Origin of the sequence: Streptomyces sp. NPDC017246, assembly GCF_044331325.1 — a bacterium.
GTDB lineage: Bacteria > Actinomycetota > Actinomycetes > Streptomycetales > Streptomycetaceae > Streptomyces.
The window spans coordinates 40,810-61,720 of record NZ_JBIRMW010000010.1; the positions used below are offsets into that span (position 1 = coordinate 40,810).

At 69.1% G+C, this 20,911-nt stretch carries 16 protein-coding genes; 6 read left to right on the forward strand and 10 right to left on the reverse strand.

What is annotated here, in order from left to right:
• Positions 1 to 423 precede the first annotated feature (423 nt).
• Positions 424 to 993, forward strand: a complete 570-nt coding sequence (locus ACH4MY_RS23180; RefSeq protein WP_398005624.1) for an isochorismatase family protein — start codon at positions 424 to 426, stop codon at positions 991 to 993.
• Here the strand turns inward: ACH4MY_RS23180 and ACH4MY_RS23185 are convergent.
• The 8 genes from ACH4MY_RS23185 to ACH4MY_RS23220 form a co-directional block, all read right to left on the reverse strand.
• Positions 974 to 1,924 (reverse strand): ABC transporter substrate-binding protein, encoded by a 951-nt coding sequence (locus ACH4MY_RS23185; protein WP_398005625.1) that lies wholly within the window; start codon positions 1,922 to 1,924, stop codon positions 974 to 976. The two genes, ACH4MY_RS23180 and ACH4MY_RS23185, sit on opposite strands and share 20 nt — an antisense overlap.
• 56 nt (positions 1,925 to 1,980) lie before the next feature.
• A complete protein-coding gene (locus ACH4MY_RS23190; protein WP_398005626.1) occupies positions 1,981 to 2,844 on the reverse strand; it encodes a MurR/RpiR family transcriptional regulator in 864 nt (287 codons plus the stop codon).
• 130 nt (positions 2,845 to 2,974) lie between these two features.
• Positions 2,975 to 4,264, reverse strand: coding sequence for a cyanophycinase (locus tag ACH4MY_RS23195; protein ID WP_398005627.1), 1,290 nt, complete (start codon positions 4,262 to 4,264; stop codon positions 2,975 to 2,977).
• A gap of 153 nt (positions 4,265 to 4,417) precedes the next feature.
• On the reverse strand, positions 4,418 to 5,632 hold the full coding sequence (locus tag ACH4MY_RS23200; RefSeq protein ID WP_398005628.1) for a M20 family metallopeptidase: 1,215 nt from the start codon (positions 5,630 to 5,632) through the stop codon (positions 4,418 to 4,420).
• A complete protein-coding gene (locus ACH4MY_RS23205) occupies positions 5,629 to 6,381 on the reverse strand; it encodes an amino acid ABC transporter ATP-binding protein (RefSeq protein ID WP_398005828.1) in 753 nt (250 codons plus the stop codon). Before ACH4MY_RS23205 ends, ACH4MY_RS23200 begins: the two co-directional genes overlap by 4 nt.
• An 8-nt stretch (positions 6,382 to 6,389) precedes the next feature.
• The gene (locus ACH4MY_RS23210) at positions 6,390 to 7,352 is read right to left on the reverse strand and encodes an amino acid ABC transporter permease (RefSeq protein ID WP_398005629.1); all 963 of its coding nucleotides are present in this window, start codon (positions 7,350 to 7,352) and stop codon (positions 6,390 to 6,392) included.
• Positions 7,353 to 7,354: 2 nt separating this feature from the next.
• Complete coding sequence (locus ACH4MY_RS23215) at positions 7,355 to 8,299, reverse strand: ABC transporter substrate-binding protein (protein ID WP_398005630.1); 945 nt, start codon at positions 8,297 to 8,299, stop codon at positions 7,355 to 7,357.
• A gap of 388 nt (positions 8,300 to 8,687) precedes the next feature.
• Positions 8,688 to 8,903 carry a hypothetical protein gene (locus ACH4MY_RS23220; RefSeq protein ID WP_398005631.1) on the reverse strand — a complete coding sequence of 72 codons (216 nt, stop codon included), beginning with the start codon at positions 8,901 to 8,903 and terminating at the stop codon, positions 8,688 to 8,690.
• Positions 8,904 to 9,925: 1,022 nt separating this feature from the next.
• On the opposite strand from ACH4MY_RS23220, the gene ACH4MY_RS23225 reads away from it, so the two are divergent.
• Positions 9,926 to 10,399, forward strand: coding sequence for a Dps family protein (locus ACH4MY_RS23225; RefSeq protein WP_398005632.1), 474 nt, complete (start codon positions 9,926 to 9,928; stop codon positions 10,397 to 10,399).
• Between the two features lie 306 nt (positions 10,400 to 10,705).
• Here the strand turns inward: ACH4MY_RS23225 and ACH4MY_RS23230 are convergent, their stop codons facing one another.
• Positions 10,706 to 11,287: a sigma-70 family RNA polymerase sigma factor gene (locus ACH4MY_RS23230; protein ID WP_398005633.1), complete on the reverse strand. Its 582-nt coding sequence runs from the start codon at positions 11,285 to 11,287 to the stop codon at positions 10,706 to 10,708.
• Positions 11,288 to 11,902: 615 nt separating this feature from the next.
• On the opposite strand from ACH4MY_RS23230, the gene ACH4MY_RS23235 reads away from it, so the two are divergent.
• From ACH4MY_RS23235 to ACH4MY_RS23245, 3 genes are all read left to right on the forward strand, one after another.
• Positions 11,903 to 12,739 (forward strand): SGNH/GDSL hydrolase family protein, encoded by an 837-nt coding sequence (locus ACH4MY_RS23235; RefSeq protein WP_398005634.1) that lies wholly within the window; start codon positions 11,903 to 11,905, stop codon positions 12,737 to 12,739.
• Between the two features lie 892 nt (positions 12,740 to 13,631).
• Positions 13,632 to 14,468, forward strand: a complete 837-nt coding sequence (locus tag ACH4MY_RS23240; protein ID WP_398005635.1) for an alpha/beta fold hydrolase — start codon at positions 13,632 to 13,634, stop codon at positions 14,466 to 14,468.
• 314 nt (positions 14,469 to 14,782) lie between these two features.
• Positions 14,783 to 15,616 (forward strand): alpha/beta fold hydrolase, encoded by an 834-nt coding sequence (locus ACH4MY_RS23245; protein WP_398005636.1) that lies wholly within the window; start codon positions 14,783 to 14,785, stop codon positions 15,614 to 15,616.
• A 415-nt stretch (positions 15,617 to 16,031) separates the two neighbouring features.
• Here the strand turns inward: ACH4MY_RS23245 and ACH4MY_RS23250 are convergent, their stop codons facing one another.
• Positions 16,032 to 19,175 (reverse strand): AfsR/SARP family transcriptional regulator, encoded by a 3,144-nt coding sequence (locus tag ACH4MY_RS23250; RefSeq protein WP_398005637.1) that lies wholly within the window; start codon positions 19,173 to 19,175, stop codon positions 16,032 to 16,034.
• Between the two features lie 556 nt (positions 19,176 to 19,731).
• Here ACH4MY_RS23250 and ACH4MY_RS23255 point away from each other — a divergent pair.
• A complete protein-coding gene (locus ACH4MY_RS23255; RefSeq protein WP_398005638.1) occupies positions 19,732 to 20,880 on the forward strand; it encodes a serine hydrolase domain-containing protein in 1,149 nt (382 codons plus the stop codon).
• Positions 20,881 to 20,911: the final 31 nt, after the last annotated feature.

Below are 20,911 nucleotides of genomic sequence, written 5' to 3' on the forward strand. Positions count from 1 at the left end.
CCCCGTTGAGCATGGATCAGAGGCGCCGGGCCGACCTGCGAATTTGCTCGTTTCCGGGCCCTTCACGATGACGCCGTCCTGAGCGGTCGTCTCTCCCAGCCGCTCCCCGAGGTGGCTCGATTCTCCCCGGCCGCGGCCCGTTCCTGGCCGTGTTTCCTCTGGTGGGGCGGTCCTTCGTCGGGTTGGGGTGTGGTGACGCACCGTTGGGGAGGAGTCTCGGGGCGAGTGTGCCGGCCGACGGCCCGGCCTTGCGCGTTCGCGCCGGTGACACCGCGCGGCTCCGGTCCTTGACCGGTTGTGCGCTGCCGTGCCAACTCCTGGGCGCTGGAGGTCAACACGGGAGGTCGGGTCGCTCGTAGCCTGAAGAAGTGCCGGGCCGCGGACGCGGCGGGCACGTTACCGATTGCTTCGAGTGGACCCCTCATGTTCGACATCACCAAGGTGAAGGCCGCCCCGAGCAAGGATCTGCTCACGCCCGACAACGCCGTCATCGACCGTACGACCATGAACGCCTGGGAGGACGAGGCGCTCGTGGCGGCGGTCAAGGCGACCGGGCGCAAGAAGATCACCCTGTCCGGTCTGTGGACCGAGGTCTGCCTGGTGCTGCCCGCGCTCTCCGCGCTGGAGCAGGGTTACGAGGTGTACGTGGTCTCCGACGCCTCCGGCGGCGTCAGCCCGGCCGCCCACGAGCACGCGCTCCAGCGGATGATCGCGGCCGGGGCTGTCCCGGTGACCTGGGTGCAGGTGCTCCTGGAGCTGCAGCGCGACTGGGCGCGTCAGGAGTCGTACGGCGCGGTCATGGAGATCGTCACCGCCCTGGCGGCGGGCGGTGGCCAGATCGGATCGGGTCTGCTCCTCGCCGCCGGATTCCTGACCCCGCTCGCCGCCTGCGGCACGCTTCCCTGCTCAATCGGGCTCATCCGTCACATCACAGTCGGAGGCCCCCGCGTCGAGAGAATGCGATGCGTCGGGGTCAGTCCAGCGCTGCGTTGATGGTGGCCTTGGGTATGGCGATTCCGGGCACGTTGTACTTCATCAGGATCTTCTTGTAGGAGCCATCGTCCATCAGGGACTGGAGGGCGGCCTGGATGGCTTCCTTGAGTCCCGGGCTGTTCTTGGACACTCCGATTCCCATGGGCGACGCGCTGTAATCGCCGACTGCGGCACGTCCGGTGACGGTGGAGAAGGTGGCCCCGTCGTCCGCCTTGGCGGCGACGTATCCGGCGGTGACCTCGTCGAGGTAGTCGGCCACGACTTTGTCGCTGCGCAGAGCGAGCTGTGCTTCGGAGTCCTTGGAGAACGTGAGGATCTTGATCGGGGGAAGGCTCTTGGACTTGCACAGGTCCTGCCGCTGCTCCAGCAGCTTCTGGTGGTTGGTGCCCGTCTGGACACCCACTGCTTTCCCGCACACGTCGGTGACGACGGTGATCCTCTCGGGGTTTCCCTTCTTGACCAGCCATCCGGGACCGGCGTTGAGGTAGTCCACGAAGTCGACCGACCGCTGCCTGGCCTTCTTGTCGGTCATGGCGGACATCACGGCGTCGAACTTGTCGGCCTCGACGGCGGGCAGGATGCCGTCGAACTTCTGAGCCCGGAAGTCGAACCTGACGCCGAGTCTGGCTCCGAGGGCCTGGCCGAGGTCGAAGTCGATGCCGGTGATCTGCTTGCTGTCCTCGCTCTCGTACATTTCGAAGGGAGGGTAGGGCACGTCGGTTGCGACCCGGACGACTCCGGAGGAGCGGATGTCCGCGGGCAACTTGGCGTGGAGAGCCGGGTCGGGCTTGATGGTCAGTCCGGGGAGCACCCTGACGGGGCCGCTCTTGGCGGGAGATTCGCCGCGTGGGGTTGCGCCGTCGGTACACGCGCTGAGCATCACGGCGGCCAAGGCGAGGGCGAGGACGGGGGGCAGACGGCGGGCGGGCATGCAGTTCTCCTGGTGAGCGGGACGGTGGGCGGGTCCGGATTCACGCGCCGGCCAGGTCAGACGAGGCTGACCCGGCGGGCGACGTCTTCGCTGTGCTTCATGTGCTCGTGAGCGTCGGTGCCGAGGGTGCCGACGAGTCCGGCGACGATCGCCTCGATGACGGCGAGCGTGGGAACGAGGCTGTCGTAGGGAGAGGGGCTGTCGACCCGGCTGGAGAGGACGACCTCGGCGTGGGTGGTGGCCCGCGACAGCCACGTATCGGTGAAGACGATGACCTTGCCGCCGCTCTCCTGCGTCAGCTGGGCGACAGCCAGGTTGGTCTCCTCGTAGCGCCGGTAGTCGAAGATGACGACGACATCTCTTCGGCTCAGGGCGGCGAGGGCGGCCGTTCGCTCGACGTCACGGTCGGGCAGGAAACGGACGTCTCGGCGGAGCTGCATGAGGTGCAGGCCCAGGTACTGGGCCAGCAGGTGGGTGAAGCGGCCCCCGAGCAGGGTGATTCGGCGCTTCCTGTCGGACAGGAGCGCGACGGCGCTCCGCAGGTCGTGGGGTGGTACCTCCGCGAGGGTCTTGACGAGAGCACCGCTCAGGAGCTCGCTGGTACGGCTGATCAGTCCGTCGGTGGAGTCCGCGGAAGAGGAGTCTCCCGAGGTTTCGTAGAGCGAGATGGGTGATGCGTTACGTGCGTCGAGCTCGCGGCGGAGGGCGCCCTGGAAGTCGGGGAAGCCGGTGAAGCCGAGGCGGCCGACGAATCGGAGGACTGTGGGCGCGCTGACGCCCGCTCGTTCGGCGATCGCGGCGACGGTCTCGAAGCCGGCGGAGGGGTAGGCGGCAAGGAGCACTCGGGCCACTCGGCGTTCCGCCGGGCTGAGGGTGCCGAGTTTCAGCCGGATGTCGTCGGCGAGCGGGCGTCGGGCCATGCGGAATGCCGTCCACTTCGTGCGTAGTGACGTCCGGGCGTTCAGAGCCCGGGGGGCGTGTGCGCCGACGCGCCGGGCGGCGGGGAGTGCTCCGTGGGATCGGCACGGCCGTTCCCACGGAGCGCGGCGGCTACTCGGGCGCGATGTCGATACGCAGTCCGATCATGGTCTGCGGGCTGCCGGCGGTGTCGGACCAGGCCGTGAAGCCACGCGGCTCGGTGAAGGTGACGGTGAAGCCGGGCTGGGTCTCGTACGTCGTCGCCGTGGCCCGGGTCTGGAGGCGGGCGGCGAGTTCGCGGGCGGTTGTCCGGAACGCGTAGGGCCTGCCTTCGGGATTCGCGGCCGAGTGGAAGACGTCGCTGTTGACCGGAACGGGGGTGGTGTCGCTGGGCATCACGGGCTTCTTGCCAGGCGCAGGCAGGGGGGTCCCGGTGCGGGCGGTGTAACGGTCTCCGTGGGTGAGGTAGGTGTAGCGGGCGTTGCTGAGGGACCAGCCGGCCGTGGTGGTGCGGGCGTGCGCGCGGCGGAGGTCCAGGACGGCGACGCCGTTGGGGCCGAGGACGGACAGGCGCTCGTCGGGGGTGCCGGGGTTGTCGACGACGAGGGCGGTGTTCTCCTCAAGGGCGTAGACCCGGTCGTGGCGTGTGTCACTGGCCAGTCGCAGGGCGCGGCCCTCACGGCCGTAGGCGCCTGTGTGGGTGTCGATGAGCCCGGAGCGCAGGAAGCCGAAGCCGCCCCGGGGTACGTACCCGAGGCGGGTCGCGTCGTCGAAGTAACCGGGGCTGCTGCCGTCGCGGAGGGCCTCGTAGGACTCGCCGCCACTGACCATGTCGGGTCCGGAGGCGATCTGGGCCCCGGCGGAGGATCCGGCGACGACGGCTCCTGCGGCGAGCTTGGCGCGGATGGCAGCGAGGACCTTGGAGTCGGTGTGCCTGTCACCGTTCAGAAGGGTGGTGACGTAGCGGTACTGATCTCCGCCTCCGAAGAAGAAGCCGGTCATCTCGTTGACCTGGGCGACGACGCTGTCGGATTCGGCGTTCGCGATGTGGTCGAGGTCGATGGGGATCCACTGGGCGTCGGCGGCGCCGTGCTTCTTGAAGAGGTTCGCGTAGTAGCCGCCGTTGCAGGCGGAGTTGCTGCACCGGTCAGGATCGCCGGCGTCGGGGTCCTGGCTTTCGGGCACGGATGCGGCGGTGATGACGCCGATGCGGGCCTTCGTGCCGCCGGCGCGCTTGATGATCTCGCCGTAGACCTGGCTGTTGTCGTCCTTGAGCCCACCGCCCACCAGGACGAGGGAGCCTGCGTGGTGGGGGCGGGCAGGAGCGGCCTGCGCCGCGGGCGTGGTGGTGAGAAGACCGAGGACGAGTGCGGTGCTGCCGGCGAGGATGACGCGGCGGGCGGGCCGGGGGTGTGCGCGCATGATGCCTCCGTGGGCGGTGTGAGTGAGGTGGGATCAGGGCCTCGCGGCGGTCGGCCGGGAGGCCCTGATCGGTGCCCCGGCAGGGCGACGGGGAACTCTGCCGGGGCCGTCGGCGAGGCGGAGGACAGTGCTCGGCCCGGCGTGTCGTACGGGTCAGGAATCGTTGCCGGCGCTGCCGAGCGAGGCGATCAGAGAGGCCAGCATCGCGACGCGGTGCGGGACGCTGGAGGTGTCGAGCCATTCACCGGGGGTGTGGTCGGCCCCTCCCACAGGGCCGAGGCCGTCGAGCGTGGGCACTCCCGCACCGGCGATGAGGTTGGCGTCGCCGACGCCTCCGGTAGCGGCCGCTCCCAGCTGCACACCGTAGGTGGAGGCGGCCTTGCGTGCGGCTTCGAAGACCCGTCGTGAGGCGGGGGTGTCCTCCATCGGGGGGCACAGGTCGATCTGCTCGACGGTGACGGCGGTGCCGGGCACGGCGGGATATGCCGCGGCCTGATGGATGGCTCGGGTGACCCGCTTCATGTCGGCCGTGGTGGCGGCGCGGACTTCGATGTGCAGTTCGGCTTCGGCGCAGACGATGTTGGGGCGGGTGCCCGCACGGACGACTCCGACGTTGATGGTGACGTCGTCCCAGTGTCCGTTGAGTCCTTGCAGTTCCACGGTGAGGTGCGCGGCGGCGAGGGCGGCGTTGGCGCCGCGCTCGGGCTCGATGCCGGCGTGCGCGGCGCGGCCGGTGACCGTCAGCCGGAAGTCGGCGACGCCCTTGCGGGCTATGACGAGGTCGCCGTTCTCACGGGCGCACTCGAGCCCGAGACCGTAGTGCATGCCCTGCGCGGTCCGTTCGATCAGCGGCCTGCTGACCAGGGAACCGATCTCCTCGTCGGGGGTGGCGAGGAACACGAGCTCGCCGAAGTCCTGGACGGATGCCTCCTGGAGAATCTCCAGAGCGGTGAGGCCGGCCAGAAGTCCGCCCTTGTCATCACTGACTCCGGGACCGTAGGCGATGGCTCCGTTCACGTGGAACGGTCGGTCGGCGGCGGTGCCGTCGTCGAAGACGGTGTCCATGTGTGCGGCGAGGAGGATCCTGCGGCCGTCCGCGGCGGGGTCGAGGCTGCCGCGTTTGCGGCCGATGACTGCGTCACCGGCTCGGTAGCGGTGGTCGGCCGGGAACCGGACGCGCTCGATCTCGAACCCGCTGCGGATCAGGCGTTCCTGGACCCAGTCGGCAACCTTGTTGACGCCGTCCGGGCTGTAGGAGCCGGAGTCGATCGAGACGAGGTCGCGAAGATCCGTGAGGTACTGGACGTGGCGGGCGCGCGCCAGGGTCAGAAGCTCCGCGCTGAGGAGCTGACGAGGGGGCGCGTTCACAGGACCTTGGACAGGAAGGCGCGGGTGCGCTCCTGCTCCGGGTCGACGAGTACCTGTCGCGGGTCGCCCGCTTCGACGACGACGCCCTGGTCCATGAAGACGGCGGTGTCTCCGACCTCGCGGGCGAAGCCGATCTCGTGGGTGACGACGACCATGGTCATGCCGTCGGCGGCGAGCTGGCGCATGACGTCCAGGACGTCGCCGACGAGCTCGGGGTCGAGGGCGGATGTGGGCTCGTCGAACAGCATGAGCTTGGGCTTCATGGCGAGGGCCCGTGCGATGGCCACGCGCTGCTGTTGGCCGCCGGACAGCTGGGCCGGGTAGTGCCCGGCGCGGTCACCGAGGCCGACCTGCTCCAGCAGTTGCTGCGCCTGTTCCCGGGCTGTCGCTCTCGGCACCTTGCTCACCTTGACCGGGGCCTCGATGACGTTGTCGAGCGCCGTCATATGGGGGAAGAGGTTGAAGCGCTGGAAGACCATGCCGATGTCGCGGCGACGCTCGGCCACTTCCCGCTCGCGCAGCTCGTGCAGTTTGCTGCCGTGCTGCCGGTAGCCGACCAGCTCGCCGTCGACGGTGAGCTTGCCGCCGTCGACCTTCTCCAGGTGGTTGATGCAGCGAAGGAAGGTGGACTTCCCGGAGCCCGAGGGGCCCAGGAGGCAGCACACCTGGCCGCGCTCGACCGTGAGGTCGATCCCCTGGAGGACCTCGAGCTTTCCGAAGTTCTTGCGCACGCCCTCGGCGCGCACCATGGGGGCGTTCATCGGCCCGTCTCCTTGTTCTTCCTGCCGATCAGTCCCGTGGCTCCTCCCAGCATGCGCTGGAGTGGGGACACGTGGCCGGCTTGGGCGGTCCCGCGTCCGTAGCGGCGTTCCAGCCATGCCTGGGGAATGCTGAGCAGGGTGACGAGCGCGAGGTACCAGAGGCTGGCGACGACCAGCATGGGAATGACCTGGTAGTTCTGCGCGTACACGTCCTGGATGTTCGACATGAGGTCGTGGGCGGAGATGACAGAGACGAGGGCGGTCATCTTGAGCATGTTGATGGTCTCGTTGCCCATCGGCGGGATGATGACGCGCATGGCCTGGGGCAGGACGATGCGTCGCATGGTGAGCGAGGGGCGCATTCCCAGGGAGTGCGCGGCTTCGGCCTGTCCGTGGTCGACGGACTGGATGCCCGCGCGGACGATTTCGGAGGCGTAGGCGGCCTCGTTCAGGCCGAGCGCGAGCAGGGCTGCGATCGCGGGGGTGAGCAGGGAGTTCGTCTCGGCCTGGAAGAAGGTGATGTCGGTGAAGGGGACACCGATCTTCACGTACTTGTAGAGGGCTGCGGCGTAGCCCCAGAAGATGATCTGGACGAGGAGCGGGGTGCCGCGGAACACCCAGACGAAGGCGTTCGCGAGTCCGTAGAGCACGGGGCTGGTGGACAGTCGCATCACCGCGATGAGGGTGCCGAGGCCGAGTCCGAGGGCCATGGCGGCGGCGGTGAGCCAGAGGGTCGTGGCGAGGCCGTCGAAGATCAGGTCGGCGAAGAGGTATGTGGCCACGACGTCCCAGTGCAGGTTGTCGTTCTTCGCCAGGGAGCCGATCAGCCCGACGAGTGCCAGGATCGACGCTGTCGCGGCGATCCAGCGCCCGTAGTTGCGGACAGGGACCACTTCGAGGTCCTGTGCGGCTGGCTCGGGGGTGGAGGTGGTCTTGGGGGAGGCCGTGGTGTCGATCATCTTTAGTCGACCGCCGCGTTCTTGGTGGCTTCCTTGACCGCGATCGAGGCGACGCCGTACTTGGTGTAGATCTTGGTGACGGTGCCGTCGTCGATGAGGGCCTGGAGGGCCTTCTGGATCGCGTCGCCAAGTTCGGGCTGCTGCTTGCTGACGGCGATGCCGTTGGGCGAGGCGTTGTAGCCGCCGGGCGCGGCAGGGTCCTCGACCAGGTCGAACGCCTTGCCCGCGTCCGCCGTCTTGGCGACCCAGCCGGCGGCAGGCTTCGTCAGGACCTGGGCCACGACCTTGCCGGAGCGCAGCGCGAGCTGGGCGTCGGAGTCCTTGGGGAAGGTCTGGATCTCCATGGCGCCCGTGCCGGCCTTCGCGCACTTGGCCTGGTGGGCCTTGAGGAGGTCGAGCTGGTTGGTCGCTGCCTGGACGGCGACTTTCTTGCCGCACAGGTCGTCCAGGTTGGCGATCTTGGCGGGGTTGTCGTTGGCGACGAGGATGCCGGATCCCGACTTTGAGTAGTCGACGAAGTCGACGACCTGCTGACGCTCCTTGTTGTCGGTGATGGCCGACATGGCGGCGTCGAACTTGCCCGCCTGGATCGCGGGGACGATGCCGTCGAACTTCTGCGGCGTGAAGGCGAAGGCCACGCCGAGCTTTCCGCCGAGAGCCTGACCCAGGTCGTAGTCGAGCCCGGTCAGCGCGGTCTCGCCCTCCTTCACGAACATCTCGAACGGGGGGTACGGCACGTCGGTGGCGACGCGGACCTTCCCCGTCTTCTTGATGCTGTCCGGCAGCATCGCGTGGAGGGCGGGGTCCTTCTTGATCTCGACACCGTCGACGGTGACCGTTCCGCCTGCGGCGGGGGCGGGATCGGCGTCTCCGCACGCGGCGAGCGTGGCAAGGGCCGTGGTCGTGACGGCGGCAGCCGCAAGGCAGCGGGTAACGCGAGCGTTCATCGCGGTCGAACCTCTCGGGGATTTCAGCCGACGGGATTCAAGCCGCCGGTCACAGCACGGAAGTTACAGACCAAAGAGCAAGTTGGCTAGATGTATCGCGCGTTACGTTGATGTAACGCCGTCCACTGCACCGTGCGGCGAGGCCTTTCCGGCAGTTCAGGCCCTGTTCTTGGGTCACCACGAATCGAGGGAGAGGGAAAACGGGCCGTACATCTTACGCCAGAGCTGAACTATCTGTAAGTTCCGCTACCAACTTGGATCCCGGAGGTCGCACTCCGGCCGATACATCTCTTCGGCGCTCGGCGCTCGGCGCTCGGCGCTCGGCGACCTCGACACCGCCACCATCCCCATGGAGCGCATCATGGCGTCACCCGTCACCCGTCACCCGTCACCCGTCACCCGCCACCCGCAGATCCGCCCCGGCGCTGGCCGTCACCCTGCTGACCTTGACGATGTCCCTCACCGCGCGGCAGGCCGCCCACGCAGCCGCCGACCGAGTCCGGCTCGGTTCGGCCGCGGACGTCAGCCGTACCTCGTGGAACGGCCCCGCCTTCACGATGAACGGCGCCGGCGCCGTCGTGCCCGCGTCCATGAACAGGGCCATCGAGGAGATCCGCGGCGGAAGCACGCGTCGTACACGAGGGGGCTTTTGATGTGATGGCCCGTGCTGCCTCCGCCCGATCCGCCGCCCTTGGCCACCACGGACTCCACGGAGGCTTCGAGCGCGGTTCCCTTCCAGGCGGCGTACCGGCATTGGTCGCCGCCGGCGAAGTACACGAGCAGAGCGAGTTCGATCCGTGGGAGCTGCCTGGGGCGCGATGCGCTGTCCTGCTCATGCCTGCGCGCATCGTCGCCCAGTGGCCGAAACCCGACGGGGGCGTCCTTGGTCCCTCCGTCGGCCCGTCCGTTCGGTTCGGTCCACTGGAGCGAGCGGAGCTCCCCGAGCCGGTCCACACCGCCTCGGGGACTCCTGGACGCGGGAGCGAGAGCCCGGCTCGCGGCCCATGTTCGCAGTGACGCTCGTTTGACACCCTGGGCATCTGACGCCCGTCGCACAGGCCCGATGTATCAGTCAAGGGGGCGTGCGGCCGTATCGGCCCACTCGCCGCCCTGTGCTGCAACCGGCCGCTGACGCAGATTCTCAGGCGTTCGCTGCGGGAGTGGTCGTACCGGGGAATCCCGACCCAGGAATGCTTCGCTGCATCCGCGAGCTCCTTCTTCGTGGGGGATGTGATCGGTGCGGTCCCTTTCCTGCAGGACGAGGAAATCGCGTCTCCGGCCCTGGGCTGTGATGGTGAAGTGGGGAGGGCCGTGGCGGCGGCGATGTGGTGCCGGTGCACTCTCGGCCGTGCCGAACGCGCTGATGTACCCCAAGCTTCTGGGTCGCGGTGAGCAACGCGGAGTGCTCATGCGCGGGGAGGTGGCTGCTCCGCCGCTCCGGGCGCATGCGATCAGAGGCATCTCGTACCCGGAGGAGCTGAACCCCTCGGCGCCTGCCACCGTCCACAGCGTCGAGGCCGTCGGCGCTCCAGGCGGGTGCGTGTGACGGCCGGTGTTCATCTAGACGGCCAACCCGTCGGCCTCCTTGCCAGGATGCCAACGCCACTCCCGAAGGACCGCAGACCCATGATGATGATCAACAGTCCACTGCCGGAAGGCGCCCGCGAAATCGCCGGCGCGGCCCTCCAAGCGACCCTGGTCGACCTGCTCGACCTGTCCTTGGTGGCCAAGCAGGCGCACTGGAATCTGTACGGCCCGCGTTTTCGATCAGTCCACGTTCAGCTCGACGAGGTTGCCACGATCGCACGCGACCACGCGGACACAGTGGCCGAACGCGCGGCTGCGCTGGGAGTGAGTCCGGATGGACGGGCGGTCACCATCGCGGGCACCAGCGGTGTGCCTGCCTTCCCGTCAGGCTGGACGAAGGACGGCGACGCTGTCGACACCCTGGTGCGTATGTTCTCCGCGGTCATCAGGGGGGTGCGGGAACGAATCGAGGAGACTGGTCCGGTGGACGCGGTGAGCCAGGATCTCCTCATCGGACTGACGGCTGAACTGGAGAAGCAGAGCTGGATGTTCCAGGCGGAGAACAGGACCTGACAAGGCTGAACGCGTGTTGCACGGCGGCCGGCCGCGCCAGGAGGACGGCCGAGCCGCCGATCCGCAGAGACCTCCGGACCCGTGTCCCGCCCGGCCGGCTGCCTCTTGAGTAGCCCCGCTTCGGGGTGGTGTGGCTGAAGCCGCACCTGGGTCACGCGTAGACGACCCATGGCGGTGGTGCTCCTGGTGCCGTCGCAACCGGGGCACAACACGTCCTACCCCCGGACGCAGCACGCGGCCGGCACGCCTGATGGCCGCGGCGCGGACCGCGGAGGAACAAGCCGGCATCGTCCATCCGTGCCGTGTCTACATGCCGAGTACGCCCTGCCTCTCCAAGGCATTGCGCAGTGCCCGCACGGCGTAGAAGGCACGGCTCTTGACGGTGCCCTGCGGGATGCCGAGGTGCTCGGCCGCCTGGGCCACGCTGCATTCCAGGTAGTACATGAGGCAGATGACGGTCCGATGCTGGTCCTTCAGCTCCCGTAGTGCCTCCAGCACCGCATGGGAGGTGATCGTGGATTCCGTGCCGTCCCAGGAGGTGTCCAGGTCCTCGACCGCCATCAGATCCATTGGCCGGATTCGCCGGGCCCGGTGGTGGTCGATGACCAGGTTCCTGGCCACGGTGAACAGCCACGGCCGCACGTGTTCGCCGCGGGCCCTCAAGAGCCGGGCGTGCTTCCAGGCACGCGCCGCGGTCTCCTGGAGGATGTCCTCCGCCTTGTGCCAGTCACCGTCCAGCAGCCGCGCGGCGTACCGGACGAGCAGAGGGCCGTACTGCTCGTAGATGTCTCGTATGAAGGCGTCGCAGTCGGTGTCCGAAACGACGTGCCGGGCATGCGCCCGAGTCGGAGCGAGGACGGCAGTCCCCGCCTCCATGATTCCGTTCATGGGTGGTGCCCAATTCTGTTCAAGTGTTCCGTGGCGTCCTCTCCCGCTTGCGTGGGGGAGTGGCACAACACTCGGCGGGACCCCTTTGCCAAACCTTGTCGTCTCCTTGTCGCGCCGCTTGCCGACCCCTGCCGCCCCTCTCGGCATGTCGTCGCTTCCGCCCGGGAGGTGTTCCGCGGCACCGACAGCGTTCAGGGGTCCCGCTTCCGAAGAGTGGGGCCCGGCCGGCACGTTCGCGGCGTGGGGGTCAGTTCGGCGCGCATGATGTTCTGCGCGGTCGCCGAGAACCAACCGGTTGTCGCGTGAGGACACACCGGACTTCCGGACGCCCTTTGGCATCTCGCGCCGACGGCGTCGTCCCGTCCGAACCCGGTGAAGCGATGGCTCGCCGAGCTCGGACAGAAACAGCTCCTACCGCCGGTGCGAACCGAAGCGGATCGTGAAGGCGCCGGCATCTGCAGGACCTGAACCCGGTGCGTGCCGCGGTCGTAGAGGCGAGAGACACGTCCGTACGCGTCGCGTGCCCAAGGACCGGCCGCCGACTCGTGTGGCCTCCTTCCACCTCAAGGGGACTTCATGGCCCGTTCTCACCCGTACTCGAAGATTCGCAGAGGGGTGGCCACGACTGCCGCCCTCGCCGCCTCGCTGCTGGCCTCCGGGGCCGCGTCGGCCACCGAGGCCGGTGTCTCCGGGCAGGGATCCGTCAGGCACTACGTTGCCCTCGGCGACTCCTACGCCGCAGGAACGGGCCTGCCTGGGCAGACGGACACGAAATGCATGCGCTCCACGGGCAGCTACCCGGCGTGGATCGCCGAGACGTACAAGCCCTCCGACTTCAAGGACGTCACGTGCGGCGGAGCGACCACGCGCTCGTTGTGGAATCAGGAGGGGTCGGCCGCACCCCAGGTCAATGTCCTCACCCAGGACACCGACCTGGTGACCGTCACGCTCGGCGGCAACGACCTCGGCTTCTCCGACGTGCTCACCAGATGCGTCCTGGCCGGTCTCATCACCCGGGAGGGAACTCCCTGCCGGGACGTGGCGGCCAAGGAGGTCGATGCGGGCTTCGCGAGGCTGAGCACGCGTCTGCCCGACATGCTCACCGACATCAAGCGGCGCAGCCCCCGAGCGCGTGTCGTCGTGGTGGGGTACCCCAACCCGTTCCCTGTCGACGGGAGTGCCTGCGGTTCCTCGGTGCCGCTGGCCAAGGGTGACGTCACCTGGCTCCACCAGACCACGAACCGGCTGAACCTGATGTTGGAGATGTCGGCTCTCCTGAGGCAGGCCGAGTTCGTCGACACCTCTTCGGTGTTCCGGGGCCACGACATGTGCCGGCCCCCGTCCGAGCAGTGGATCGCCCCGCTGCTGCCGCGGACGTCTGGATCCGCCCACCCCAACGCCGTCGGCCATCTGATAACAGCCGTCGAGGTGTACGAGAGGCTCGAGAAGTAGTCACCGCCCTCTCCGGGGGGCGGAGCGACACTCCGGCCCCCCGGAGGACGAGTTCGAGTCCGTCGCGGCTGCTGAACCCATCCAGGGTGAGGCCGTACAGGGCCTGCCAGGAGCCGAGGGCGGTCACGCACAGCACGGTGGTGAACGTGTCGCGTCGATGGTCAGGACGAGGGCGGTTACCGGTTCGAACGGTGCAGGCAGAGCGCTGCCGTCACCGTCCCGGCGACGGGAATCGCCACGAGAAGTGCGGATTCCGCCGGAGCGTTCCCGCGTATCAGTGCGTCCCGGCCACACGGCGGCCTGGGCGCCGAGCAGTGTGAGAGGCAGGAGCCGGTCGTCGGTGAAGGTGACGCGGCAGGAATCGGCCGACCTGGCGGACGGCACCTGGAATGGGTCGGTACTGGTGGCCGCCAGGGCCGGCGGCTCGAAGTCCGTGCCCCCGTGCGGCCACGCTCGACGTCACCCGTTGACCCCCGGCGCCCGAAGCCTCCGTCCCGTGCCCGTCCCACCCGGAGTGCGGCGGCCCGGGCGAAAGCGGGCTGGGCGTGTCCGAGGGTCGGCCCGGCCGACCTGCCGGAACAGGTGCCGAGGCCACCCCCGTCGGTGAACCGCGGTGCGGGATCGCTCGTAGGAAGCAGTGACGTCCGGGCGCATGAGAGCCCTGACCGGACGTCAGTCCTGTCGGCGGTTGTGGCGGCAGCCGACAGGACCGTTCAGGCCCCAGGGCCGCCACCGTCCGATCAGTCAGGACGGGGCCTTCACGCCAATTTCATCTGTACACAACCCAATCGACTGCAGCTTGACGCTGTGCCGTGTCCCTCGTCGGAGCCGGGTTCGCCTTGCCGACCCCGCCCCATCCAGGCGACAGCCCTCATACAGAAGGACATCGAAGATGCGTATCCCCCGACCGACCAGGCCCGCCCGTCTGGTCACCCTGCTCGGCGTCGCGGCCGTGGGCCTTTCCGTCACGACCATAACCCTGCCCGGCACGGCCGGCGCGACGCCCCGTCAGCCGGTCCGGCCGACGATCGTGCTGGAGCACGGGGCGTTCGCCGACGCCTCCAGCTGGGACGGGGTCGTCGAGCGGCTACAGCGGGCCGGCTACCCGGTGGTGGCCGCCGCCAACCCGCTGCGCGGACCGGCCACCGACGCCGCCTACCTGCGCAGCGTCGTCGAGCACATCGACGGCCCGGTGGTCCTGGTCGGCCATTCCTACGGAGGCACCGTCATCAGCCAGGCCGCCACGGGCCTGGAGGGAAAGGTCAAGGCTCTCGTCTACATCGCCGCGTTCCTGCCCGACACGGGCGAGAACTCGCTGGGGCTGACGAACAAGTTTCCCGGCAGCACCCTCGGCCAGGTCATCGCCCCGGTGAACTACACGCTTCCCGACGGAGCCTCCGGAGCTGACGTCTTCATCAAGCCGGACAAGTTCCACCAGCAGTTCGCCGCGGACGTCCCCGCGGACAAGGCGCGGCTCATGGCCACCGGGCAGCGTCCGATCGCGGCCGCCGCGCTGGAGGAGAACTCCACCCGTGCCGCCTGGAGGACGATTCCCTCCTGGTCGCTGGTCACCACCGAGGACCGGAACATCCCCGTGGCGGCCCAGCGCTTCATGTCGGCTCGGGCACACGCCCGCACGACCGAGATCGACGCCTCGCACGCGGTGTCCGTCTCGCGTCCCGACGCCGTCGCGCGCATCGTGGAGAAGGCGGTCCGTACGGTCCGCTGACCGGACCTGCCGATCCAGGCAGGGGAGCCGTTCCGACGGGCGCTCCCGCAGGCCGAACACCCGGTCGAGTACGCCCCCGCACGGCCTGCTGCGGATCCGTGCCCAGCAGGTCACCGAGCCCCCTGCCTTCCGGCCGCGTAGGTAGTCCCTTTTCTGCCAGACCGTGAACCGCGCTCACCCCGTCACCGTTTCCAGGGTGACGAGGTGAGCGCGGTGTCGACGCCGGAAACCCCAGGTCGATGCCGGTACGGACCGGCCACCGCACCCGAGCCACCACCTCGCACCACAACCCACATCGAGAGGCAGCAACAACCATGCCGTTCATCACCGTCGGCCAGGAGAACTCCACCACCATCGACCTCTACTACGAGGACCACGGCACCGGGCAGCCGGTCGTGCTGATCCACGGCTACCCGCTCGACGGCCACTCCTGGGAGAAGCAGGCCGCGGCCCTGCTGGAGGCCGGCTACCGGGTCATCACCTACGACCGGCGCGGATTCGGCCGCTCCAGCCAGCCCACCACCGGCTACGACTACGACACCTTCGCCGCCGACCTGAACACCGTCCTGGAGGCCCTCGACCTCCACGACGCCGTCCTCGTCGGCTTCTCCATGGGAACCGGCGAAGTCGGTCGCTATATCGGCACCTACGGCTCCGCCCGGGTCGCCAAGGCTGCCTTCCTCGCCTCGCTTGAGCCCTTCCTGCTCAAGACCGACGACAACCCCGAGGGTGTCGACGGGAGCGTCTTCGAGGGCATCAAGCAGGCCGTCACCGCCGACCGGTACGCCTACTTCAGCGCGTTCTACCAGGACTTCTACAACCTGGACGAGAACCTCGGCACCCGGATCAGCGAGGAGGCCGTCCGCAACAGCTGGAACGTGGCCGCCGGCGCCTCCTGGTACGCCTCACTGGCCTGCGTCTCCACGTGGACCACCGACTTCCGCGCCGACATCCGGAAGGTCGACGTGCCGGCGCTGATCCTGCACGGCACCGCCGACCGCATCCTGCCCATCGAAGCCACCGGCGAGCTCTTCCACAAGGCGCTCCCGCAGGCCGACTACGTCGTCGTCGAGGGCGCCCCGCACGGCCTGCTGTGGACGCACGCCGAGGAGGTCACCGACGCCCTCCTCGCCTTCCTCGCGAAGTAAGGGCGGAGGCCGGCCTCTCACCGGCCGGACGGCGCCCCGCACGCGCCCCGTCACCGTTCGACGGTGACGGGGCGCCGTCTTCGGGGGGACTGTCCATTGTCCGGCCGCGGGCCACACTCGTTCGCTCGGCCCTCCCGATGTCGGAAACTCGACGCTGCGCATCCCGCGGATCCGTCGACCCGGCGCGGTCCGGAACCGGACCGACCGTACCGTCCGATGGATCGGGACGAGAGCCACAGCCACCACATGGTGCCACCGGGTCAGTGCTCCACCGGCGTTCTGTGCGTGCACGACGACGAGTCGACCGGCTTCCGGCCCGTGTTCCGGTCCCGCAGGTGAGAAGAGGTGCGCTCCCGCTGGAGCTCAGTGGATACGTGGGCGGGTGACCACCCGCTGAACCGTTTCCCTCGGAGTCCTAGGCCGCAGGATTTCCACTTCTCGGAACCGGGAGCTTATGGCTATGGCTGCCTGCCGCTCTCTCCGGCACGGTGGGTGTGGGGTCCGCGTCCAGGTCCAGGGCGGTGAGCCGGTCACGGACCTGCTGGGCGCTGTGGGACATGGCACGCTCGTCGGCGCTGCCGAGGGCGTGGACCCAGTCCGCCCGCGCGCCTTCCCGGTCGCCCTGGGCCAACCGGGTGTCGCCCAGCCGCATCAGTGTGCCGATGGCGTTCCTGTGGTCGCCCAGCTCCTCGAACGCCCGTGTCGCCCGCTGGTAGGTGGCCACCGATTCCTCGTAACGGCCGAGCATGCGGAGGTTGTGGCCCAGGATGTCCCATGCCTGGGCCAGCTGCCACGGCGCGCCGAGGCGTCGGAACAAGGCGATGCCTTCCTCGTTGTACAGAAGGCTCTTCTCGAGCTGCCCCAGGTTGGAGTGGAACCAGGCGAGCTCCACGAGGCACTCGGCCAACCACAACTCCTCACCTGTCTCCCGGGACAGCTCCAGTCCCCGTTCGGAGAACGTCACGGCCTCCTGGACCCGGCCGAACAGGAACAGCGCACACGCCATGACGTAGTGGGCTCGGGCCTGTTCACCGGTCGCGTCGAGTTCCTCGAAGATCGTGGTGGCGCGTCGCAGGTGGTGAAGGGCTTGCTCCTGATGGCCGAGGTAGCCGTGGATGCTCCCGAGGTGACGTAGACAACGGCCCTCTTCGAGGCGGTTGTTCTGGCGCCGGGCCACTTCGAGGGCGGGAGTCAGCGCGGTGATGGCTTCGGGCCAGAACTCCTGGCGGTGGAGATATTCCTTGAGCGACCAGGCCAACCCGGTGGTGTGGTGGTCCAGCTTCTGGCTGACGGCGGTGTGGAGCAGGCCGGTCAGCACCCGGTGTTCGGCGGTGAGCCATCGGGTCGCCTGCTTGACGGTGGAAAAGGTTTCCGGGGTGACACCTGGGACGGGTGCACCGAGGTCGAGGTCGGACGATGTGTCCTGTTTCAGAAGCTGGTTGGCCTCGTGGGCGGTGAACATGTAGTGGTCCAGGCCCCGGAGGGTGGCGTGGTGGCGTTCCTGGGCGCTGTCGTGGGTGTGGGTGAGCTCGGTGGCGTAGCCGCGCAGGAGGTCGTGAAGGCTGTAGCGGCCGGGCAGCGGTTGTTCCACGAGGCAGGAGCTGACCAGGCCGGCGAGCGCGCGGCGGGCCTGGGGGAGAGGAAGGCCGGCGAGGCTGGCGGCGGCGGGCGCGGTGATGTGGGGGCCGGGGTGCAGAGCCAGGAGGCGGAGGACTCGGGCCGTGGGCTCGTCAAGGGACTGGTAGGACCAGGAGAAGACGGCGCGTACGTCGGTGGTGGAGTCGAAGCCGGTGAACGCGTCGAGGCTGCCGTGGGCGTGGCGCAGGTCGTCGACGATGGCGTGAAGGGGGAAAGAGGGATCGAGTTCGGCGCGGGCGGCGACCACCGCCATGGCCAGGGGGAGCCGTCCGCACAGGCGGATGATGTCGGCTGTGGCGGTGGGCTCGGCGGCCAGTCGTTCGGTTCCCAGGCGCCGTTCGAGGGCGTGATGGGCCTCTGCCTGTGAGGGCAGGGGGAGCGTGAGGGGTTTGGCGCCGTCGGTGGCGATCAGCCCGGGAAGCCGGTTGCGGCTGGTGATCAGTGTGAGGCAGCCCGCTCCGCCGGGGAGCAGGGGGCGCACTTGTTGTTCGTCGCGGGCGTTGTCCAGGACGAGGAGGATCCGCCGGTCGGCGAGGAGGCTGCGGAAGAGTGTGCTGCGGCCCGGGGTGTCCTCGGGGATGTGCTGGGCGGGGACGCCGAGGGCGGTGAGGAAGCCGTGCAAGGCGTTGCCGGGTTCGACGGCGGGTGCGTGGGGGTGAAATCCGCACAGGTTGACGAAAAGCTGTCCGTCGGGGAAGGAGGAGGCGATGCGCTGGGCGTGGTGGACGGCGAAGGTGGTCTTGCCGACACCGGGAGCACCGCTGATGACGACGGCAGAGGCAGCGGTCGTTCCGGGCCGACCCGGTGCACCGCTCACGGCCGACAGCCAGGCACCCTCGGCCTCCCGCCCCGCGAACACCGGGAGGCTGCTCGGCAGTTGTGCCGGACGCCTCCGGGGCGGCGGCGCGGTTTCCTGGAAATCCGCGGCCCGGTCGTGACTCGCATCGGACCGATCGGCGGCGTCGGCCGGTTCGTCGTCCGCAGGGCCGAGGGGGGCGGTCGCCTCGCCCTTCTCCGGCGTCCCGGACGTGGCCGGCCCGAGCGGACCGCGCCCGTGTCCGGTAGCCCCGCCGGCCACGGATGCCGCGCCGAACCTGTTCAGCCCATCGGCTGGATGAAGGGGCGGCAGGTCGTGGTGGAGGATGCCGTGGTGCAGCGCACGCAGGGCCGGGCCGGGTTCGAGGCCGAGTTCGTCGGCGAGGTGGCGGCGCAGGTCGGTATAGCGCTGAAGCGCTTCGGGGTGCCGGCCGGCAAGGTACAGGGCGCGCAGCAGCAGAGCCCAGCCGGTTTCCCGAAGAGGAAGCTCTGTGGTCATTTCCTGTGCCGCGTCCAGGGCCTCGGTGATCCGTCCTTGCAGGAGCAGGGCAGTGGCGCGGATCTCGCGGGTGGTCTGTCGCAGTTCTTCCAGGCGTGCTGTCTCGTTGACGGCGAACAGGTGGTGCGCGGCGTCGGCGAACGCGGTGCCGCGCCACATCTCCAGGGCTTTCCGGGTCTCTTCCACGACGCGTTCGGGCCGGCCCTCGTCCATGAACCGGTGCGCCTGGGCAAGGGCCCCCTCGAAGCGCACGGTGTCACGGCTCTCGGACGGCACCCGCAGGGCGTAGCCCAGAGGTTCGGTGACCAGGACCTCGCAGGTGCCTTCTCGGCGCAGGTGCTGGGGTTCCAGGACCGCGCGTACCTTGCTGACATGGGCGTGCAGGGAGGCCATCGCTCCGCCCGGTGTCCGTCCCGGCTGCTGCGGCCACAGTTCCTCACACAGCGTCTGCGGAGTGACCGCCCGGCCGTCGGCGAGCAGCAGGCGGATCAGCAGCAGCCGCTGTCGGCGCCGGCCCGGATCGAGCACCGCCCCCGCCCGCCGCACCAGCAGCGGACCCAGCAGCCCGAAGTCGAGACCCTGTCCCACCCCTGTCACCACACTCATCCGGAATCCCGCCCGACGACGCCACCGTCGGAAGCACATACATGACCATGACCAGCGGACATGTGGGCGACCCGCTCCCGCTGTGACGAAAACCGGACCCGCACGATCCTCGTCGCGGTGACCCAACCGCCGAGATGGGGGCTGTTCAGGCGATCGGGGTGGCATGGACCCCGTCGTCCGCCTCCCGCATACCACACAGGACATTAGCAGGACGCCGATCGGCGTGATGACGTTGGAGGCGGCCATGCGCTGGACGGCTTCCTCGCCCAGGCGGAGCCCCGGCCCGTGGAGTGCTGCACACGATGGGCGTGAGGCGGTTCGCGGCAGGTCCGTCGTGGTCGAGCGCCGGAACCACCACCCGGCAAAGGCGTCGCGGATTCCGGCCTGCTGAGCTGCGCACACCGTGCCGCGTAGCCGGTGCAGATGATCTCCGCAGGCGACGTCCTGCCAGAGGGGCTTCTGGGCAGACGCCCCTCACCTGCGACGACGCGTGAACCAGTGCGACATCCGCTCCGTTGAGTGATCGAACGGTCGTCATCAGGAGTGGAGAGAAGACATGGCCAAGGTCGAAGGAACGAGCACCGTCCGGTTCGAACCGGTCCGAGCGGCGCTGGCAGCGCACCTGGAGTCCGGCGAGGAGCTGGGGGCGTCGATCGCCGTAGATGTCGACGGAGTCATGGAAGTCGACCTGTGGGGCGGGCATGCCGACGAGGCGCGGACCGTCCCGTGGCACCAGGACACGGTGGTCAACCTCTGGTCGACCACCAAGACCCTGAGCAGTCTGGCGGCCCTCGTCCTCGTCGACAAGGGGGCACTGGATCTCTACCGCCCGGTCGCGCACTACTGGCCCGAATTCGCTGCCCAGGGCAAGCAGGACATCGAGGTGCGACACGTTCTGGCACACACCTCGGGGCTGTCCGGCTGGCAGCAGCCCTTCACCATGGACGACCTGTACGACTGGCCCACCGCCAGCGCCCGGCTGGCCGCACAGGCGCCCTGGTGGAAGCCGGGCAGCGCCTCGGGCTATCACGTGCAGACTCAGGGGCAGCTCGTGGGAGAGCTCGTCCGGCGGGTCAGCGGCCGTACCCTGACCGAGTTCGTCGACACCGAGATCGCCGAACCGTCGCAGGCCGATGTCCAGATCGGCGCGCGGGAGGCCGACTGGCCGCGCATCGCCGAGCTGGTGGCTCCGGCGCCGCTCTCCGGAATGCCCGACGGCCTCGATCCCGAGGGGATCTTCACCAAGACACTCCTCGGAAGCCCCGCCCGGGACGAACACGTCGACACCCCGCAATGGCGCCGTGCCGAACTCGGAGCCGTCAACGGACACGGCAACGCACGAGGCATGGCCCGCGCCCTCTCCGTGATCTCGCGGCGCGGCCGGGTGAACGGCCGCCGGATGCTCTCCGAGGAAACGGCGGAGAAGGTCCTCGACGTACAGGCGGACGGGGTCGACCTGTTCCTGGGCGTTCCCGTCCGCTGGGGCATCGGCTTCGCGCTCACCGATGCGAGGACGATGCCGCACATGCCCACCGGAAGGGTCTGCTTCTGGGTCGGCCGGGGCGGTTCGATCGTCATGATGGACCTCGACCGGCGCGTCACCTTTTCGTACACGATGAACCGGCTGGGCGACGGAATCCTCGGCTCGGAGCGCACCCATGACTACATCAGGCATGTCTACGAAGTCCTGGACTCCACCGACTGAAGGCCGGCCGCTGCGCCTTGGAGGCCAGGGC

What these genes read in the sequence shown, in the direction of transcription:
- ACH4MY_RS23245 (WP_398005636.1), top strand. Translation starts at nt 14,783, where the DNA reads ATGCCGTTCATCACCGTCGGCCAGGAGAACTCCACCACCATCGACCTC.
- ACH4MY_RS23220 (WP_398005631.1), bottom strand. Translation starts at nt 8,903, where the DNA reads ATGGCCCTGTTCATGGACGCGGGCACGACGGCGCCGGCGCCGTTCATC.
- ACH4MY_RS23215 (WP_398005630.1), bottom strand. Translation starts at nt 8,299, where the DNA reads ATGAACGCTCGCGTTACCCGCTGCCTTGCGGCTGCCGCCGTCACGACC.
- ACH4MY_RS23185 (WP_398005625.1), bottom strand. Translation starts at nt 1,924, where the DNA reads ATGCCCGCCCGCCGTCTGCCCCCCGTCCTCGCCCTCGCCTTGGCCGCC.
- ACH4MY_RS23250 (WP_398005637.1), bottom strand. Translation starts at nt 19,175, where the DNA reads ATGAGTGTGGTGACAGGGGTGGGACAGGGTCTCGACTTCGGGCTGCTG.
- ACH4MY_RS23180 (WP_398005624.1), top strand. Translation starts at nt 424, where the DNA reads ATGTTCGACATCACCAAGGTGAAGGCCGCCCCGAGCAAGGATCTGCTC.
- ACH4MY_RS23190 (WP_398005626.1), bottom strand. Translation starts at nt 2,844, where the DNA reads ATGGCCCGACGCCCGCTCGCCGACGACATCCGGCTGAAACTCGGCACC.
- ACH4MY_RS23225 (WP_398005632.1), top strand. Translation starts at nt 9,926, where the DNA reads ATGATGATGATCAACAGTCCACTGCCGGAAGGCGCCCGCGAAATCGCC.
- ACH4MY_RS23255 (WP_398005638.1), top strand. Translation starts at nt 19,732, where the DNA reads ATGGCCAAGGTCGAAGGAACGAGCACCGTCCGGTTCGAACCGGTCCGA.
- ACH4MY_RS23230 (WP_398005633.1), bottom strand. Translation starts at nt 11,287, where the DNA reads ATGAACGGAATCATGGAGGCGGGGACTGCCGTCCTCGCTCCGACTCGG.
- ACH4MY_RS23210 (WP_398005629.1), bottom strand. Translation starts at nt 7,352, where the DNA reads ATGATCGACACCACGGCCTCCCCCAAGACCACCTCCACCCCCGAGCCA.
- ACH4MY_RS23240 (WP_398005635.1), top strand. Translation starts at nt 13,632, where the DNA reads ATGCGTATCCCCCGACCGACCAGGCCCGCCCGTCTGGTCACCCTGCTC.
- ACH4MY_RS23205 (WP_398005828.1), bottom strand. Translation starts at nt 6,381, where the DNA reads ATGGTGCGCGCCGAGGGCGTGCGCAAGAACTTCGGAAAGCTCGAGGTC.
- ACH4MY_RS23195 (WP_398005627.1), bottom strand. Translation starts at nt 4,264, where the DNA reads ATGCGCGCACACCCCCGGCCCGCCCGCCGCGTCATCCTCGCCGGCAGC.